General features: G+C 48.3%; 10 protein-coding genes and 1 tRNA gene. 5 read left to right on the top strand and 6 right to left on the bottom strand.

The window, feature by feature from the left end:
* The first annotated feature begins 457 nt into the window (after positions 1-457).
* Both QT992_RS30990 and QT992_RS30985 read left to right on the top strand, forming a co-directional pair.
* Positions 458-1,528, top strand: a complete 1,071-nt coding sequence (locus QT992_RS30990; protein WP_333342179.1) for a glycosyltransferase family 1 protein — start codon at positions 458-460, stop codon at positions 1,526-1,528.
* Positions 1,529-1,738: 210 nt separating this feature from the next.
* A complete protein-coding gene (locus QT992_RS30985; RefSeq protein WP_333342177.1) occupies positions 1,739-2,821 on the top strand; it encodes a glycosyltransferase family 1 protein in 1,083 nt (360 codons plus the stop codon).
* Positions 2,822-2,927: 106 nt separating this feature from the next.
* Here the strand turns inward: QT992_RS30985 and petG are convergent, their stop codons facing one another.
* Positions 2,928-3,047 (bottom strand): cytochrome b6-f complex subunit V, encoded by a 120-nt coding sequence (gene petG, locus QT992_RS30980; RefSeq protein ID WP_006632329.1) that lies wholly within the window; start codon positions 3,045-3,047, stop codon positions 2,928-2,930.
* Positions 3,048-3,227: 180 nt separating this feature from the next.
* On the opposite strand from petG, the gene QT992_RS30975 reads away from it, so the two are divergent.
* The gene (locus tag QT992_RS30975; protein WP_333321925.1) at positions 3,228-3,608 is read left to right on the top strand and encodes a cytochrome c; all 381 of its coding nucleotides are present in this window, start codon (positions 3,228-3,230) and stop codon (positions 3,606-3,608) included.
* Positions 3,609-3,672: 64 nt separating this feature from the next.
* Here QT992_RS30975 and QT992_RS30970 read toward each other — a convergent pair whose 3' ends face one another.
* From QT992_RS30970 to QT992_RS30950, 5 genes are all read right to left on the bottom strand, one after another.
* Entirely contained in the window at positions 3,673-9,051 is a 5,379-nt protein-coding gene (locus tag QT992_RS30970; RefSeq protein WP_333342175.1) for an SdrD B-like domain-containing protein, read from the bottom strand.
* An 829-nt stretch (positions 9,052-9,880) separates the two neighbouring features.
* Positions 9,881-10,240, bottom strand: a complete 360-nt coding sequence (locus tag QT992_RS30965) for an NIL domain-containing protein (protein WP_333342173.1) — start codon at positions 10,238-10,240, stop codon at positions 9,881-9,883.
* Positions 10,241-10,476: 236 nt separating this feature from the next.
* Positions 10,477-11,355 (bottom strand): sulfate ABC transporter permease subunit CysW, encoded by an 879-nt coding sequence (cysW, locus tag QT992_RS30960; RefSeq protein ID WP_333321929.1) that lies wholly within the window; start codon positions 11,353-11,355, stop codon positions 10,477-10,479.
* Positions 11,345-12,205 (bottom strand): sulfate ABC transporter permease subunit CysT, encoded by an 861-nt coding sequence (gene cysT, locus QT992_RS30955; RefSeq protein ID WP_333342171.1) that lies wholly within the window; start codon positions 12,203-12,205, stop codon positions 11,345-11,347. Before cysT ends, cysW begins: the two co-directional genes overlap by 11 nt.
* 100 nt (positions 12,206-12,305) lie before the next feature.
* Entirely contained in the window at positions 12,306-13,451 is a 1,146-nt protein-coding gene (locus QT992_RS30950; RefSeq protein ID WP_333342169.1) for a sulfate ABC transporter substrate-binding protein, read from the bottom strand.
* A 382-nt stretch (positions 13,452-13,833) separates the two neighbouring features.
* On the opposite strand from QT992_RS30950, the gene QT992_RS30945 reads away from it, so the two are divergent.
* Together QT992_RS30945 and QT992_RS30940 are read left to right on the top strand one after the other, a co-directional pair.
* The gene (locus tag QT992_RS30945) at positions 13,834-15,990 is read left to right on the top strand and encodes a WD40 domain-containing protein (protein ID WP_333342167.1); all 2,157 of its coding nucleotides are present in this window, start codon (positions 13,834-13,836) and stop codon (positions 15,988-15,990) included.
* Between the two features lie 259 nt (positions 15,991-16,249).
* A tRNA-Thr gene (locus QT992_RS30940) sits at positions 16,250-16,322 on the top strand.
* Positions 16,323-16,629 lie beyond the last annotated feature (307 nt).

The raw sequence follows: 16,629 nt of genomic DNA, 5'->3' as shown, positions 1-16,629 counted from the left end.
GATCGCCTGAAAGTCGGCTCGATCGAATCCATGACGTGGCGATCTACTGACTCCTTTAAGATACAAGGGGCGGGTTTTACCAACAATATTTAATGATTACAAACAATTTATATAAACCCGCCCGTACACCGCCAATAACTAACATCAAATCTGACTTCTGTGCAACCAGAAAAATGTACATTTTCATTGTTCGTTGGGTGGGCGGGTTTAGGAGATTATGGGTTTTTGGCAATTATTGTTGGTAAAACCCGCCCCTACAATTGGGATAAATTTTGGTTGGGTGGGGGCGGGTTTAGGAAATTATGGGTTTGAGGCAATTATTGTTGGTAAAACCCGCCCCTACAATTGGGATAAATTTTGGTTGGGTGGGGGCGGGTTTAGGAGATTATGGGTTTGAGGCAATTATTGTTGGTAAAACCCGCCCCTACAATTGGGATAAATTCTGTTCTATAAAATCATGTCTAATTCACTGTTAATCAATTTGTCCTTCTTAACACCCGAACCAACTGGAATCGGGACTTATGCAGCTAATCTTTTCCCGCAACTGGAACCGCTAGAACCCACATTACTGACTTCCCAGCAAATTAACAATTATACTTGCTATCAAATCCCAGAAACTCTGACTCCGGATCGAGGGCCGAAAGGACAAATTAACAGGCTGCTGTGGACTCAATTTGAGTTACCTAAAATATACAAAAAATTGCAGTCAAGCCTGATATTTTCCCCCATTCCCGAAGCACCTTTGTATTCCGGCTGCCGCTACATCGTCACAGTTCACGATTTAATTCCTTTGCGGTTTCCCCAACGGTTTTCTCGATTAACAGCTTATTTCCGCTACTATATACCGCAGGTTTTGCGGCAAGCAGAACACATTATTTGCGATTCTCAAGCAACGGCGGCAGATGTTGCTAAATTTTTCCATATTCCGTCTAAGAAAATGAGCGCAATTCCCCTAGCTTGCGATAATATTAATTTTAGATATCTCGACTTGCCAGCCAAAAATTATTTTCTTTATACCGGCAGACACGATCCTTACAAAAACTTGGAAAGATTAATTGCTGCATTTGCGAGTTTACCCGATCGCGCAAATTACGAATTGTGGCTAGCAGGGCCTCCCAATGCCTACACACCGCAGTTGACAGCACAAGTTGAAGAATTAGGTTTACAATCTTTGGTAAAGTTTCTCGGTTACGTTCCCTATTCTCAATTGCCCGTACTGATGAATCAGGCGATCGCCCTAGTTTTCCCTACACTTTGGGAAGGATTCGGCTTACCAATTTTAGAAGCAATGGCTTGCGGCACACCAGTCATCACATCCAACCTGTCATCAATGCCAGAAGTAGCCGGAGATGCCGCATTATTAGTCAATCCTTACAGCGTCCCAGAAATAGCCGAAGCCATGCAAACAGTAGCCACAGATTCAAAAGTGCGATCGAACTTAAAAACTGCTAGTTTAGCCAGATCATCTCAATTTAGCTGGCACAAAACCGGAAAAGCAACCGCCAACATCTTACAGCAATATCTGTAAATCTTCCCTCTCTTCCTTTCTGCGCCATCTGCGGTTAAACTCACATCTTACACCCTTGTCAGCAACAGGCAAGATGCCTGTTCCACAAAAGATAAATTTTATTGTGGAACAGGCATCTTGCCTGTTCCTAAAAAGCTCATGGAGAATGGTGCAATATCTCAGGTTAAATAAAAAAATCCCACCAAAAAACCGCAATCTACATATTATCCCATGCCCAATCCCCAATCCAACCTGCTCATCAACCTCTCCTTCCTAATTTCCAAACCAACTGGCTTAGCAATCTACGCCAAAAACCTATTTCCCCACCTAAAATCCCTCAACCCAACATTACTAACAGCCGAAAAATTTCCCAATAACAACTGCTACCAAATTCCCGCCAACCTAACACCCGAACAAGGAATTAAAGGCCACATCAACCGATTGCTGTGGACACAAACCCAACTCCCCAAAATTTACCAACAGCTAAAATCTAACCTGTTATTTTCCCCAATTCCCGAAGCTCCTCTATTTGCAGGTTGCCGCTATATAATTACAGTACATGACTTGATAGCGCTGCGATTTCCCCGCCGCTTCGATCCTCTGACACCTTACCACCGCTACTACATTCCCCAAGTGCTGCGGCAGGCTCAACACGTCATTTGTGACTCTGAATCAACTGCCAAAGATATCGCTAATTTTTGCAAGATTCCTACTAATTTAATTACGCCAATTTTCCCCGGATATGACACCAGTTTTTTCCGTTTTCTAGACTTACCAACAAGCAATTATTTTCTTTATATCGGCCGCCACAATCCTTATAAAAACGTGCAGCGAGTTGTAGCAGCATTTGCTGCTTTGGAACATAATTCCGAGTACGAATTGTGGATAGCAGGTTCGGAAGACAAACGCTATACACCGCTGCTGAAGGCGCAGGTTCAAGAATTGGGATTGGTCGATCGAGTAAAATTCTTAGATTACCTCCCCGCGGCCGACTTGCCCAAAGTCATCAACCAAGCGATCGCCCTGGTTTTTCCCAGTCTTTGGGAAGGATTCGGCCTCCCCGTGCTCGAAGCAATGGCCTGTGGCACTCCTGTCATCACATCTAACCTGTCTTCAATGCCAGAAGTGGCGGGGGACGGCGCCTTATTAGTCAACCCCTACAGCGTCGAGGAAATTGCCTCTGCTATGCACCAGCTTGCAGTCGATGCCAAAGTTCGATCGCACTTGCGGGATCTCGGTTTAGCGAGAGCAAAACAATTTAGCTGGGAAAAAACAGGGCTGGAAACTGCTGCTATTCTCGATCGATATCTTTAACAAACAAAGGCGAACAGCACAACACGGATTTGGACACGGATACACGGATGATTCGGGGGGCACTCAAGGCAGGGCGGGCACTCAAGGCACCGCCCCTACAAGCCTTTTACTTATTGATACCCAACTGATCGCCGCGCTTGTACTGCTGATAAGCAGCAAAAAACAGCCCCGCCAGAGTAACAAAGATTAGACCCAGAACAATACCTGAAAGCAGCGGTTCTACCATGAGAGCTCCTTAACGTTAAGATTTAACAACCTATTTTTAATATTACCAGCACTTACACAGATGAATTTTCCAAAAAGCGCCCTTCCGGGAGTATCAGACCTTGCTCTCCCCGCTGCGAACGATTAAGCTATGTTATGAGAAATAAATTTTCTTGTAGATACTATTTTTAATTGAACTCCTTTGAATAACCAACTTGCCAGGAATGAAATTAAAAACCCGATCGAGCGACTTGCCATATTTGCGATCGCGGTGTTGCTTGCCATCATGTTGGCGATTATCACAATACGTCAATTTCAAGTCGCCGATCCTTACGTCAAAAGCGTACTATCCCTCACGGGCAACCCGTTTCAGGGTTCCGCCATCTTTCAAATGAACTGTGCGGGGTGTCACATCTCCGTTTCCGACAGTCAAGTCGGGCCCAACTTGCACGGAGTGTCCGAGCGCAAATCCGAATTGGATCTGATCCGGCAAGTCACCAGCGGGCAAACCCCACCAATGCCCCAGTTTCAACCGAGTCCGCAAGAAATGGCCGACTTGCTCAAGTATCTCGAACAAATTTGACAAAAGAAGGGGAACGGAATTCGTTCCCCTTCTTTGGCTGACTCTCGAAACTTTTATCTGCAGACTAAACCAGCAAGTTAAAACTCTGAGCCGATAACTGGCTCGGCTGTACGCCCCTCAGTATAGCCAAAATCTGGTCGCTGTTGGCGATTCCGATCGCCGTCGAGCCATTAGTTTCGGTTAACGACAGTTGATTGAAGTCCAAGCCTCCCACCAACTCGATCGAATCAACTCCTGCGGTGAAGTTGAAAATCGTGTCAATTCCTCCGCCCGCTGACAAGACAAAACCATCGCTGCCACTGCCACCGACGAGGGTATCGCTGCCAATGCCACCAAAGAGCAAGTTATCGCCGGTGCCACCAAAGAGCAAATCATCACCGCTGCCCCCAATTAAGGTATTGTTACCGTCGTCGCCGCAGAGAGTGTCATTGCCTTGATCGCCAAATAGCACGTCGTCGCCAGCGCCTCCCAAAATTACGTCATCGGCTTTGCCCCCGTACAATAAGTCATTGCCTTCGTCGCCAGAAAGAGAGTCGTTGCCGCGATTGCCAAAAATCGTATCGTTACCGCGATCGCCAAAAATCAGGTCAAACCCTTTACCACCGAAGAGAGTATCGCTCTCGATGCCTCCGTAGAGAGTATCGTTGGCTATATTGCCATTGATGTAGTCGCCGCCCCCTCGACCAAAGATCAAATCGTTGCCGATCAACCCGAAGATAGAGTCACTGCCGGCACTACCCACGATCGTATCGTCGCCGTTAGGGCCATTGATCACATTACCCGCGGTCGGAGTACCTGGTTCAGTGGGAGTAGCTATCCTGGGGAAGTTCTCAGGGCAAACCAAATCTGTCGTTACAGGTGTAGGTGTCGGCGTCGGTACAGGTGTAGGTGTCGGCGTCGGTACAGGTGCAGGTGTCGGCGTCGGTACAGGTGCAGGTGTCGGCGTCGGTGCAGGTGCAGGTGTCGGCGTCGGCGCAGGTGCAGGCGTCGGCGCAGGTGCAGGCGTCGGCGTCGGTACAGGTGGCAGTGGCACTGGTGGCGGAGTCGGAGTCGGCGTCGGCGTCGGCGTCGGAGTCGGCGTCGGCGGCGGCGGCGCTGGGAAGTTCCCGAAGTTGATGCCCGTAACAATAGCGCCTGAAGTTAGGGCGATGTCGGCGGGATCGGGTGTGCTTTGGGTAAACCCAGTTTGGTTGACTTCCCTGACACGGTAGGTTCCCGGCGTTAGGTTCGCGAACAGGTAGTTGCCACTGTTGTCTGTGGTAGTAGTAACAGGAGCAGGAGCAGTTCCAGCTACGACAGTGGTTAACTGAATTTGGAAATTGGCTAAACCCGGTTCTCCAGCATCCTGAGTGCCATTGTTGTTGGTGTCTTGGAACTTCAGACCTCGGATCGCCCCGGGTTGGGGCAGGAAGTTGCCGAAGTCAATGCCCGTGATGTTATCCGAGGGATTAACCGTAACGGGAGCGGGGTTGGGGGTCGTCTGCGTCCAGCCGTTTTGCTGGACTTCCCTTACCCTGTAAGTGCCTGCAGGTATATCTCGGAGAGTGTAGTTGCCCGCTGCATCAGTGATGGTAGTCGGTTCGCCCTGCTGAAACGATTCAGCCGGATTGATACTGTCGAGGAATATTTGCCAGTTAGCTAGCCCCAATTCTCCGGCATCCTTAACGCCGTTGTTGTTGAGGTCATTGAATTTTTGACCGCTGATAGTGCTCGACTGGAAGTTGCCGAAGTTGATATTAGCGATGTCTTGACCGCTGGTGACAGTGATGTCCGCCGGGTCGGAGGTAGTTTGCGTCCAAGTAGGCTGCAAGACTTCCCGCACCTTATAGGTTCCGGCTGACAAATCGAGGAATTTGTAGTTGCCGGTGGCATCGGTGAGAGTGTTCGGTTCCCCAGTGTCGAGAGTACCGTTATCGTTGGTATCGAGGAAGAATCGCCAGTTGGGTAGTCCTGTTTCTGCTGGCGCATCTTGGATGCCATTTGTGTTGAGGTCATTGAACTTCAGACCACTAATCGAGTTGGGCTTGAAGTTGCCGAAGTTGTTGTTTTGGGAGTCGGTGCCGCTGGTGACGGCGATCGTAAACGCGCCGGGAAGAGTAGGCCTGGCTGGATTGACAGGGGGTAGAGTTTGCGTCCAGCCGGTTTGTGGCACTTCCCGCACTGTATAAGTGCCGGCTGGCAGGTTGGTGAACTGGTACTTACCGGCGACATCGGTGACGGTGGCGTTGGTGCCAGTTTCTCCTGGTACTGCATCTTGGCTGCCGCTGTCGTTGGCATCCAGGTAGATTGTCCAGCCTCCTAGGGGTTGTTCTGCTGGCGCATCTTGGATGCCATTTTTGTTGAGGTCGTTAAATTTGATCCCGCTGATTTTGCCTAGTTGGAAGTTGCCGAAGTTTTGAGCCGTAATGTTTGTGCCGCTGACCGGGTTAATTGGATAAAAAGTCGGGCCGGCGGTTTGTGAGAAACCAGTCGGCACGTCTTCTCTCACAAAGTGCCGACCGCTGCCAACGTTGGCAAAGCTATACGTTCCAGGCGCTGCTGGCGCTGTGCCGGTAACTTGAGAGGCGATTTCCGTGTCACCGCTATCTAAAGTGCTGTTATTGTTAGTATCTTTGAACAAGCGAACGGTAGTGCCGTTGAGGGGGGTGTCGTCAGCAGAGAAGCTATTACCTGTGAGGTCGGTGAATTTGGTGCCACTAACGGTGATGTTTTGGAAAACGCCGAAGTTTTGACCGGTGACGGCAGTACCGCTTAGGGCGGTAACGGGAAGTGCGGCAGCGGGGAAAGAGATAGTGGAGTTGGCTGGGGCAGTGGCTTGTATCAGGTAATTGCCGGGGCCTATATCCGAGAACAGGTAATCTCCAGCTCCCGCAGTAGTTACCGGCGCGCCCACAACCGTATCTGTGCCGACTTCTAGCGTGTTGTTGTTGTTGGTGTCTTTGTATAAAGTGACCGTGACGCCGTTTAATGTGGTGTCGGTGGCATCTAAAACGGCGTTGCCCGCGAGATCGGTGTAGGTTTTGCCCGCGATCGATGTTTTTTTGAAGTTGCCAAAGTTGGCACCAGTAACATCAATTACACCTGTAGAAGCGGGAGTCGGGCCGAGAGTCTGTACCCAATCGGTCGCAGGCGTTCCAGCGGGCGGGGCTTCTGTAATCGGAGTAGCTGTTTTTACGTCCGGGATCGTGTAGGTGCCGTCGGCTGCGGTGGTAGCGTTTTTTGTGCCTACAGAAATCACCCAGCCCGGAAGACCTGGTTCAGTGGCCGCCTGCTGAACGCCGTCACCGTTAACGTCGTTGAATTTCTGACCCCTGACCACGGGCCCGTACTCGTAAGCACCGATGTCAATATTCGGTTTGCTGACAAGAGTATTGTCAATTTTTCGAGGAAAGCCGGTACCTCGTTGGTCAAAAGCTGTAGCGCCCACTGCCGTTATTGTCGGGTCGCCCCCACCAATTGCAGGGTTGCTGCTGGTAGTGACGGGGCTGTTGTCAACTAGGGCAATGGTGAACGGGCCGGTAGTTGCACCGTTGAGTCCGGCAGAGGCGGCTGGAGCTAATACATTTGCCAAAGGAACCGCTAATGCCTGAGCTGTGAAACCAGTGCTACTGCCGAGAACCCCAATTAGGTTGTTATTTCCTGTGAATGCCCCTGTAACATCTGTGTCGGTAGTAGCAACGTTGCCAGCAACGATCGTGTTTTTGACTGTAACTGTACCGCCGTTGTTGTAAATTCCTCCGGCATTAGCAATCAGACTAGCCGGTATGCCAACTGTGGCGGCTGTGGAAGTGTTATAGGCGATCGTATTATTGGTCAGAGTAGCGGTAGCACCTAAGTTGACAAAAATCGCGCCACCAGCAGCTTGACCGGCACCTGCGGCAACATTACCAGCATCGCCACCCGTAACTGTGTTGCTATATAAGGTGCTGTTGGTCATGGTCAAAGTGCCGCCGCCAACAAAAATCGCGCCGCCTAAACCTGCACCGCCGCCACCAGCAGTAGCACCTGCACCGCCAAAAGTGCCCCCTGCGCTTGCACCATTGCCACTACCGCCACCGCCGCCGAAGCCGCCAGTGCCGCCAGCGCCGATAGCACCAGGCGCCGCACCTGTACCAAAAGTACCGCCAGCACCACCGCCGCCACCAAAGGTGCCAGCACCGCCAGCACCGCCATTGCCACCATTACCTTGAGTACCACCACCGCCAGCACCGCCATTGCCACCGGCACCGCCACCACCGCCGCCACTACCGACAACGCTACCAATGCCGCCAGTACCGCCAGTACCGCCAGTACCGCCAGAGAAAGTTGCAATACCTGTACCACCATTACCACCTGTACCACCATTACCGGCAGGACTGCCAGCTCCACCGGCAGTACCCGGTTCGCCATTTTCTCCATTTAGGCCGAAGCTAGGACGACCGTCGCGGCCATTTGCTCCATTTCCACCGGGTGTGCCTCGAAAAACAGTAGCCAAATCCGCGTTACCACCCTTGCCACCGTTCCCCGCCGCACCTGCACCGCCAACGGCAGAGTTATTAGAAAAAGTAACTCTGTCAACTGTGACTGTACCGTTGTTGATAAAAAGTGCGCCACCTAAGCCCGCAGCGCCACCACCACCGGTGGTTCCTGCGTTGCCTACTGCTTTTGCGGAATCAATGGTGAGGTTTGAGATGTTAAAGGTTGTGTTATCAACTACGAAGGCACGGTTGTTATTGCCGCTGATCTTGAAACCACCGCCAACAATAGTGGTGGTGTCGGTAATTCTCGGCAATTGCCCTGCGAGGGTAATATCGGCAGTGAGAGTGATCGTGTCAATGCCACTGTTGATGTTGGCAACATTGATGGCATTTACCAGTCCGTTAAAGTCGCCAGTCCTTTGGTTCAAGTCAGCCAGTACGCCACTGTAAGCTTCCCTCGCCTCAGCCGAAAATGCCAAAGGTGTTTCTATGTGGCCGGTAGTTACTTCGAGTTTCCAGTCTCCCCCCAACGCAGCACTACCGGTCAAGTTATCGGAAGCGGCAATATTTGCCCCGGTGAGCTGGCTCAGCCTTTCCACGAAAGCCACACCTGCTTCTGTGGCGGCGACGTTGCAACCGTAAAGTAGAATTTCCGGTTTAGCTGTAATTGCAGAGTTAGAGTTTGTTTCGGCTGCTGGCAAAGCAAACCATGTTTCTAAATAATTGCGGTAGCTTTCAATGTTGCACAGATTTAGTTCTGTTGCTCCCAGTTGCAAGCTGGCTGCTGCGCCGTGAGACAAAATGTGGACGGCTGCAATGTTTTTCCGCTGTTTAAGTGTTTCGGCGATTTGCTCGATGCCGTCGCGATCGGCTTTCAGAATAACAATTTCTGTATCGGGATTGACCGTTTCTGTTAAACTTTCGCAATCTTTAACTTGTGAATCTGCAAAAACTATCTGGTGTTTCCGTTCTTTATAGAGTTCCACGTTCAAATTCTCCTGGTACACGCACACATCAAATTCATATCACAAACCAACCGCAGCAGCGATCGAGCTTTTTCCAGCGCGGATGAGAGTCGTTGGCGAAGCTTGCAGAAGAGGATCGCCCCTAACTGTCACCTAACCTAACTTTCACCTAAATTGAATATTGACAAAAACGTTTTTATATGCACCCCTAGCCTAACTGAGTTAGTTTGATTGTTTAGAAGTTTTAAAGGGGATATTGTTCCGGCTGTTACAACAATGTTGGAGAAGACTTGGGCGCTGTGTATTGATATGCCAGAGATGGATTAAATACCCGATATTATAAAAATTGTCAAGCGAATAATGAACCGATGGCGATCGATATTTGTTAATCAAGAGTCATCAGTCACGGTTATTAGCTGTAAGCTGGTGTTATTTGGTAGTTGTTAGCTGCTGAATTATCGGTATGTGCGATCGAACAACCGCAATCCAATTTGTGTGGAGGCAGGAATGCAAGGGGAGCATCTCAGTTTGGCATGTACAGTGCGAGCGTCCCCGCTCGCGTATTGTACAATACGCGAGCGTGGACGCTCGCACTACAATAAAAAAAATGCTTTTTACAAAACTGAGATGCTCCCAATGCAAGTCCTCAGAAAACTCAGAGGACTTGCATTCCTGACTCCCAAAGTTAGAACAGTTATTTTAGAGGAATAGATAGGACTGATGAATACTGACTCATGACTAATATTTCTGGAGACTATTATACTCAATAGATCGGGAAGAGGAAAGAAAATTTGGCGTGACCGTCCAGAATATTAACTCCTCTTCCATTTGGGCATCCAATACTCACTAATTACCAAGTTTCTTCATCGGGATTATTGGAATTGCTCCAGATTTCCACATCTAAATCATTGAGATACATCAGAGCCGTTTCAATCTGTTTACTTGTACCGTTCAGTTCCAAGTCAAACCAACCGTCATCTAAAGTTTTAACACCCAACAAAGCGGCATTAAAATTCACAGTCAAACCGTATTCAGAAATCAGGTTAGAAATCACAGGTTCCTGATGGTATTCTTTAGGAACACGAATGCGAATGCGGGTTTGAGTTGGTCTGCTGTCACCACTATCAGAGTGGGGAATATCTGATTCTTGGGTTCTGTGAAAATTGTCGATCGCCTCAAATTCAGATTCGCTAGTGTTGTGAGCTAACATTTGGGACTCCTAATTTTTGTTTCAGTTTACACTTTGCACCAATATCTTGTAGGGTGGGTCGCTGTGAGATTTTCCAGCTTCCAAGTAGATGGTCGATAGCGCCGCACCATACTAATGACTGGTTTGAGGGATGAGCTTCACAGCGCGCGCCCTAAAGCCCTAATGACTAATGACTAATGACTAATGACTAATGACTAATGACTAATGACTAATGACTAATGACTAATGACTAATGACTATTCTTCAACTTCTTTTATCCTAGTTTTTCGTTCTAAAATCTCCTTAAGCACGAGAGTAACAACTGCTAAAAGACCTAGAACTACCGCCGCCGAAAATGCGGCTTGCGTCGCGTACTGCTTGTAAGCATCCTCTACAAACAAAGGCAAAGTTTGCGTTTTTTTAGCAATATTTCCCGACACCACAGAGACGGCTCCAAATTCTCCCATTGCTCTAGCATTGGTCAAAATTACTCCGTAAAGCAATCCCCAGCGAATACTCGGAAGCGTGACATTCCAGAAAATTTGCCAGTCATTTGCTCCCAAAGTTTTCGCAGCCTCTTCTTGATCGGTTCCCACTTCTTCCAAAACAGGAATTACTTCGCGGGCCACAAAAGGCAAGGTAACAAAAGCAGTAGCCAGCACCATTCCAGGGAAGGCAAAAATAACCCTAATATTTGCCGCCTCCAGCCACGGCCCGAACCATCCCAGCCGACCGTAAAGCAGTACAATCATTAAACCTGCAACTACGGGAGAGATGGCAAAAGGCACGTCTAAAAGGCTGATTAATAGCGTGCGCCCCCGAAATTTGTTGCGACCAATTACCCAGGCAGCACACAAACCGAATACTGTATTTATAGGCACAACTATCAGAGAAATTATCAGGGTTAGTTGCGCTGCGTGCAGAAAATCTGGCGAGGTTAAGTTAGAAAGAAATGGCTCAAATCCCTTTCTGAAAGCTTGATAAAAAACGTTGAGCGTGGGGATAAATAAGACAAGAGCGAGATAGCCGATCGCAATTCCGATTAAAGTTGGTTTTACCCAAGCTTTTTCCTGACTCCGACTAGAACCTGCGGGCGGAAATTTGTAACCCGCGGGTGAATTGATATTAGCCGTCATAGCGTCTTCTCCATGCTTGTAAGAGATTAATTGCGAACAGCATTGCCAGGGAAATACCTAACATGACAGTGCCGATAACTGTTGCTCCTGCATAGTCGTACTGTTCTAACCTTTGGAAAATTAAAACCGGAGCGATTAAATCTTTGAACGGTATGTTAGAAGCTACAATTACAGTAGAGCCGTACTCGCCAACCGCTCGCGAAAATCCGAGTGCTACTCCGGTTAAAATAGACGGAAATAGCGGTGGCAAAACTACCCGCCAGAAGGTTTCAAATTGAGAAGCACCTAAGCACCAAGCTGCTTCTTCGATTTCTTTTTCCATCTCGTTTAAAACTGGCTGTACGGTTCTAACTATAAATGGCAAGGAAATAAATATCATCGCTATACCTACGCCCAAGCGAGTAAAGGATATCTTGATTCCCAAAGGTGCAAAAAGCGAACCAATCCAGCCGTTATCGCTGTAAACTGTGGCGAGGGTTAAACCGGCGACGGAGGTAGGTAGTGCAAAAGGCAAATCGACGACTGCATCTACAATCCGTTTTAATGGAAAGTCGTAGCGGACTAATACCCAGGCAATTAATGTGCCGAATACTCCGTTAATTAATGCCGCAATTAATGCCGTAAAGAAGGTGACATCGTAGGCGGAAAGGGCGATCGGACTGGTGGCAATTTTCCAAAATTCGGCGGGATTTGCTGTGCTGGCTTTCAGCAGCAATGCTGCAACTGGGAGCAATAGCATTAAGCTGAGATAGCCTAGGGTGATTCCCCAAGGTAATGTTATTTTGCCGATCGCCCTTTTGATATTTTCGATCGGAGATTGACGGTTACTGATTGCAGATGATCCAGCCATAAGTCAATAGTTTTGAGTTGGAAAGAATAATTGCTGTAGGGGCGGGTTTTACCAAAAATAATTGACTAAAACCAATCAACTCGTAAACCCGCTCCGGCCACTACTGTCTAATTGAACCTTGAATTTTGTCAAAAACAGCTCCGTCATCGAAGAATTTCTGCTGAATGTCTCCCCAACCTCCTAAGTCTTGAGCTGTAAATAGGGTTTTGATGGGGGGATATTTTTGGGCAAATTCCGGTTCCGCCGCTACTGTCGCATCTACTGGGCGGAAGCCTGCTTTGGCAAATTCTCGCTGAGCTTCTGGGGTGTACAGAAACTTGACAAATGCTTCGGCGACTTCGCGAGTACCGTGTTTATCAACGTTTTTATCGACAATGGCAATGGGATTGTCGATCGACACATTCACGTCTGGAATAGTATAAGTCGGTTTTTCGCCTTTCTCGCCCGCCAGGATAATCTCGTTTTCGTAATTAATTAAGGCGTCGCCTTGGCCTTGTTTGAAAAATACATCGGTGGCTTCGCGGGCATCTTTAGTCAGGATGGGGACGTTTTTGTAGACTTTAGTAGTCAAGTCTAATGCTTTGGTTTCGTCTCCTCCGGTTTTAACAACCGAGCCCCAAAGTGCGAGGAAATTCCAGCGGGCAACGCCTGATGTTTTAGGATCGGCAGTAATCACTTTTACTCCGTCTTTGCTTAAATCTTCCCAGGTTTTGATGCCTTTGGGATTGCCTTCGCGGGTGACTATTGCTCCTACGGATTTGCTGACTATACCTTCGTTGGGGGCTTCTTTTTCCCACCCGGGCTCAATGAGTCCGGCTTTTTCGATTTTTGCAGTGTCGAGGGCGAGGGCTAGGTGTACGATGTCTGCTTCTAAACCGTCAATTACGGCGCGAGTTTGGGAACCGGAACCGCCGTAGCTTGGGTAGAAGGTGACGGTTTGGCCTTTTTCTTTTTGCCATTGTTCTACGAATTTGGGAAGTATGGCTTCGTGGGCGGCTTTGGTGACGGCGAAGGATACTAGGGTTAATTCTACGTTGCCTTTGTTAGCTGCTGGGGTAGCACCGCCTGGAGTGGCTGCAGGGTTGTTGGTGGTTCCCTGGCCGCAGGATGCAACGGCCAGACTTAAAGTTATTCCCACTAAAAATAGCGACACAAATCTTTTCAGCGCCGTCAATGATTGATTTGTGCTGGCTGGTGGCTGTTGTGGCCAGTGAAGGTGTTGAGTTAGGCGTTGCCACGGGATCATTATATTTGTTCCTCTAGATAAAGTACGGTTCTTAGGTCGGAATACCGTAATTATGGTTGTGAAGTACGATTATAGACAAGAGCGAGTCAAAAGGCAACAAAAAAAACAAATTGGCGGAACTCAGGGTCGATCGCATATCCTGAAGTCTTTTCCGTCGGTGTTTTCGAGTCAGATTCGGGGTAAAATGTAAAGTGTATAAATAAATATTATTATTAAGTTAAGGTGCTAAGCTGGCGCGGCTGCACGATTCGCCTGCATGATTCGCCTTACATATAGCATCGGCCGATCGCCCAAATCTAATAGCCCTGCCAAGAGTCCCCGCCCCAGGGGGATATGTCTGACTCGCGCGATCGCCCTTAAGTAAGAAAAAGTTTTAACTGGTATGCCCTTACCCCGCCCCGTCTCAGACACCCTAATTGAACTGTTGAAGCCTGTAGCCTCGGAATTGGGAGAAAGATTGGGAGCCAGCGCTGTCAACGAACGCTATGCAGAAATTGAGCCCTCTGGTTCTTCAGCTTTGAACCAGCAAATCAAAAAAGACCCCCGCTGGATTAAAGCACAAGTGAGATATTTGCAGCGGCAGCAGGCCAGAGAACAAGAATTAATCGCGATCGCCAGCGCAGAAGAAAGGGTAAAGGAAGAACGGGCTAATCGAATTAAGGCACAAGAAGTAAGAGATAAGCGGGCAATTAGCCGACTTTGCCGCGACTTAATGCGGGAGTTTCAATCAGAAGCAATTCGAGTTAAGCTGAGCGAAATTCAAACTCTTTGGGACAAGGACAACTGGTTTTCTAATTTGAGCAGGCAGGAAACTGAACAGATTTTGCAGCAACAGCAGCACCGATTGCTGCTGTTAGTTGCTCCCGCCAAAATTAGCCAAGATTGCCCGGATTCGTTTCGCCACAATCTGAATATCGAGCTGCCGGCTAAGTTAAGAGCTTTTTTGAACCAGCACTACCCCCCGCATGGAGATTTGTGCCCGGTTCAGTTTTACGGAGACTATTTCAAAAAATCCATTTCTGATATAGATGTGGAGCGGTTGCAGACTGTGTTGTCTCCCGTACCGACAGCTATACTGTACAGCGATATCAGCGATTATGAAGTTAATTTTCATGTTGGTTTTTGGGGAGTCATCAATCAGAGCGTTTCTCTAGTGGCGATGCAGCCTTGGAATTGGGAAGAGGTTTATCACCAGTTGGAGGCGGAGGGAAAAGATAGAAAGCTGAGCCTGCGGATTATTCGGCAAATAATTGTGACTATTCACAAGTTATTGGCGGCTTTTTTAGCTGATTTGTATTATTTAAATATCGATTTTACTCACGAACCTCAGCTATTTAATTTAGAGGCGGAATTTGCTCAGGAATGGTTTTCTAAAGATTGGGCCAAACCGTATATTGAAACTCTTAAAGAAATTCAGGAGCAGCAGCGAATAGTCTATAAGGGAGAGATGCGGCGGCTGGCGCTGCGAGAGGCGAAAGCTAGGGCGGAACGCCAGCGTTTGGAGGAGGCTGAACTCAAACGCAGACAGGAAGCTGAGGCGGCAGCTAAGCGGGTGAAGGAATTAGCTCACAAATTAAAACATCAGAAATGGCGGTGTGTATATACGCTGCCGGGACATTCATCGTTTGTGAATTCTCTGGCGATTAGCCCTGACGGCAAAATTTTGGCTAGCGGTAGTTGGGATAAAACTATTAAGATTTGGGATGTAGAAACCACGGAATTAATTGGCACTCTGACGGGACATTCCGATCGCGTAAATTCGGTTGCGATTAGCTATGACGGAAAAATGTTGGTCAGCGGCAGTTCGGACGAAACCATTAAGTTTTGGAATTTGCACAACGGCGATTTGCTGTGTACTTTTCCCGGACATTCTATGGAGGTGAATTCGGTGGCGATTAACCCGAAGGGCCTGGTAATTGCTAGCTGCGGCGGGGCTGATAATACGATTAAGCTGTGGAATTTGCGGAGTGGTGAGTTGCTGCGGACTTTGAGGGGTCATTCTGACAATGTGAATGCGGTGGTTTTTAGCCCGGACGGTAAAATATTGGCGAGTGGTAGTTCGGATGCGACGAGTAAGGTTTGGGATGTGGAAAGTGGCAAGTTGCTGCGGACTCTTTCGGGGTTGAATGTTGGGGTGAATTCTGTGGCGATCGCGCCCGACGGTCAGATTCTTGCTAGCGTCAGCAATGATTATACGATTAAGCTGCGGAATTTGCATACGGGCAGTTTGTTGCGGATTTTAAATACTAATTCTGGGAGGGGAAAGGGTGTAACGAATTTAGGAACGAATGAGGCGGTGCATATTTTGCAGAATTATGTGAGTCGGGGCGAGTCGGTTGCTATCAGTCGGGACGGTTTGACTTTGGCTAGCGGGTGCGATGATAATACGATTAATATTTGGAAATTGCAGACGGGGGAGTTGTTGACCAGTCTTAAGGGACATTCGGGTACGGTGTACTCGGTGGCGATCGCACCTTCGGGCAATTTGCTCGCCAGCGGCAGTGCGGATCAGACGATTAAGATTTGGCGCTGCGATTAGTTAGGATCGCGAATTAAATAACTTACAATTTTAATTGTTATTGTGGGATGGGCGTCCCGCCCGTCCTTTTTGGACGGGCGGGACGCCCATCCCACAATCTTGTGGAAGTTATTTAATTCTCATTCCTTAATTGGCAGTGGGGTGTGGGCTGACTATTCCGGTTTTACCCTTACGGGTAGGGGTTTTGGGCGAATTTGAAAAAAAAGTTGGCTGGGGGGGTTGCGCTGATGACTATAAGTTTGCTATATTAATTTTCACTGCTGGTGTAACTCAGTTGGTAGAGTAGCTGATTTGTAATCAGCCTGTCGCAGGTTCAAATCCTGTCACCAGCTTTACTCTAAATGCTCTAAATGTTTGTATCTTAAATCCCCGACTTCTCCAAGAAGTCGGGGATTTTGGTATTCTGTTTTTTAAGAAATCAGGAGACTGCACGTGCTGTTTCCCTACAATATTACAATATTATTTTGGGGTAGGGACACCGCACCGTGTCCAAGGCGTGTCAACCTAAGCTGTCAGCCCGCCCAGCCCGTTAGTCAGCCCGCGAGTCCGCCAGGGAATGAATTCCCTGTCTAATAGCGAAAGTCCTCCTAAGAAACTCAATCTAACTGCGGAGTTTTAGCAACTAGCTCAAACCCAAAA

It is taken from the genome of Microcoleus sp. T3_D1, from assembly GCF_036700405.1.
Taxonomy (GTDB): domain Bacteria; phylum Cyanobacteriota; class Cyanobacteriia; order Cyanobacteriales; family Microcoleaceae; genus Microcoleus.
Note: the sequence above shows the minus strand (reverse complement) of the source record. Positions and strands in the feature narration are given on the sequence as shown.

Bases quoted from the DNA above. Each gene is read 5' to 3' on its own strand.
- cysT (WP_333342171.1), bottom strand. From the start codon at position 12,205: ATGGCTGGATCATCTGCAATCAGTAACCGTCAATCTCCGATCGAAAAT.
- QT992_RS30945 (WP_333342167.1), top strand. From the start codon at position 13,834: ATGCCCTTACCCCGCCCCGTCTCAGACACCCTAATTGAACTGTTGAAG.
- QT992_RS30990 (WP_333342179.1), top strand. From the start codon at position 458: ATGTCTAATTCACTGTTAATCAATTTGTCCTTCTTAACACCCGAACCA.
- cysW (WP_333321929.1), bottom strand. From the start codon at position 11,355: ATGACGGCTAATATCAATTCACCCGCGGGTTACAAATTTCCGCCCGCA.
- QT992_RS30950 (WP_333342169.1), bottom strand. From the start codon at position 13,451: ATGATCCCGTGGCAACGCCTAACTCAACACCTTCACTGGCCACAACAG.
- petG (WP_006632329.1), bottom strand. From the start codon at position 3,047: ATGGTAGAACCGCTGCTTTCAGGTATTGTTCTGGGTCTAATCTTTGTT.
- QT992_RS30985 (WP_333342177.1), top strand. From the start codon at position 1,739: ATGCCCAATCCCCAATCCAACCTGCTCATCAACCTCTCCTTCCTAATT.
- QT992_RS30965 (WP_333342173.1), bottom strand. From the start codon at position 10,240: ATGTTAGCTCACAACACTAGCGAATCTGAATTTGAGGCGATCGACAAT.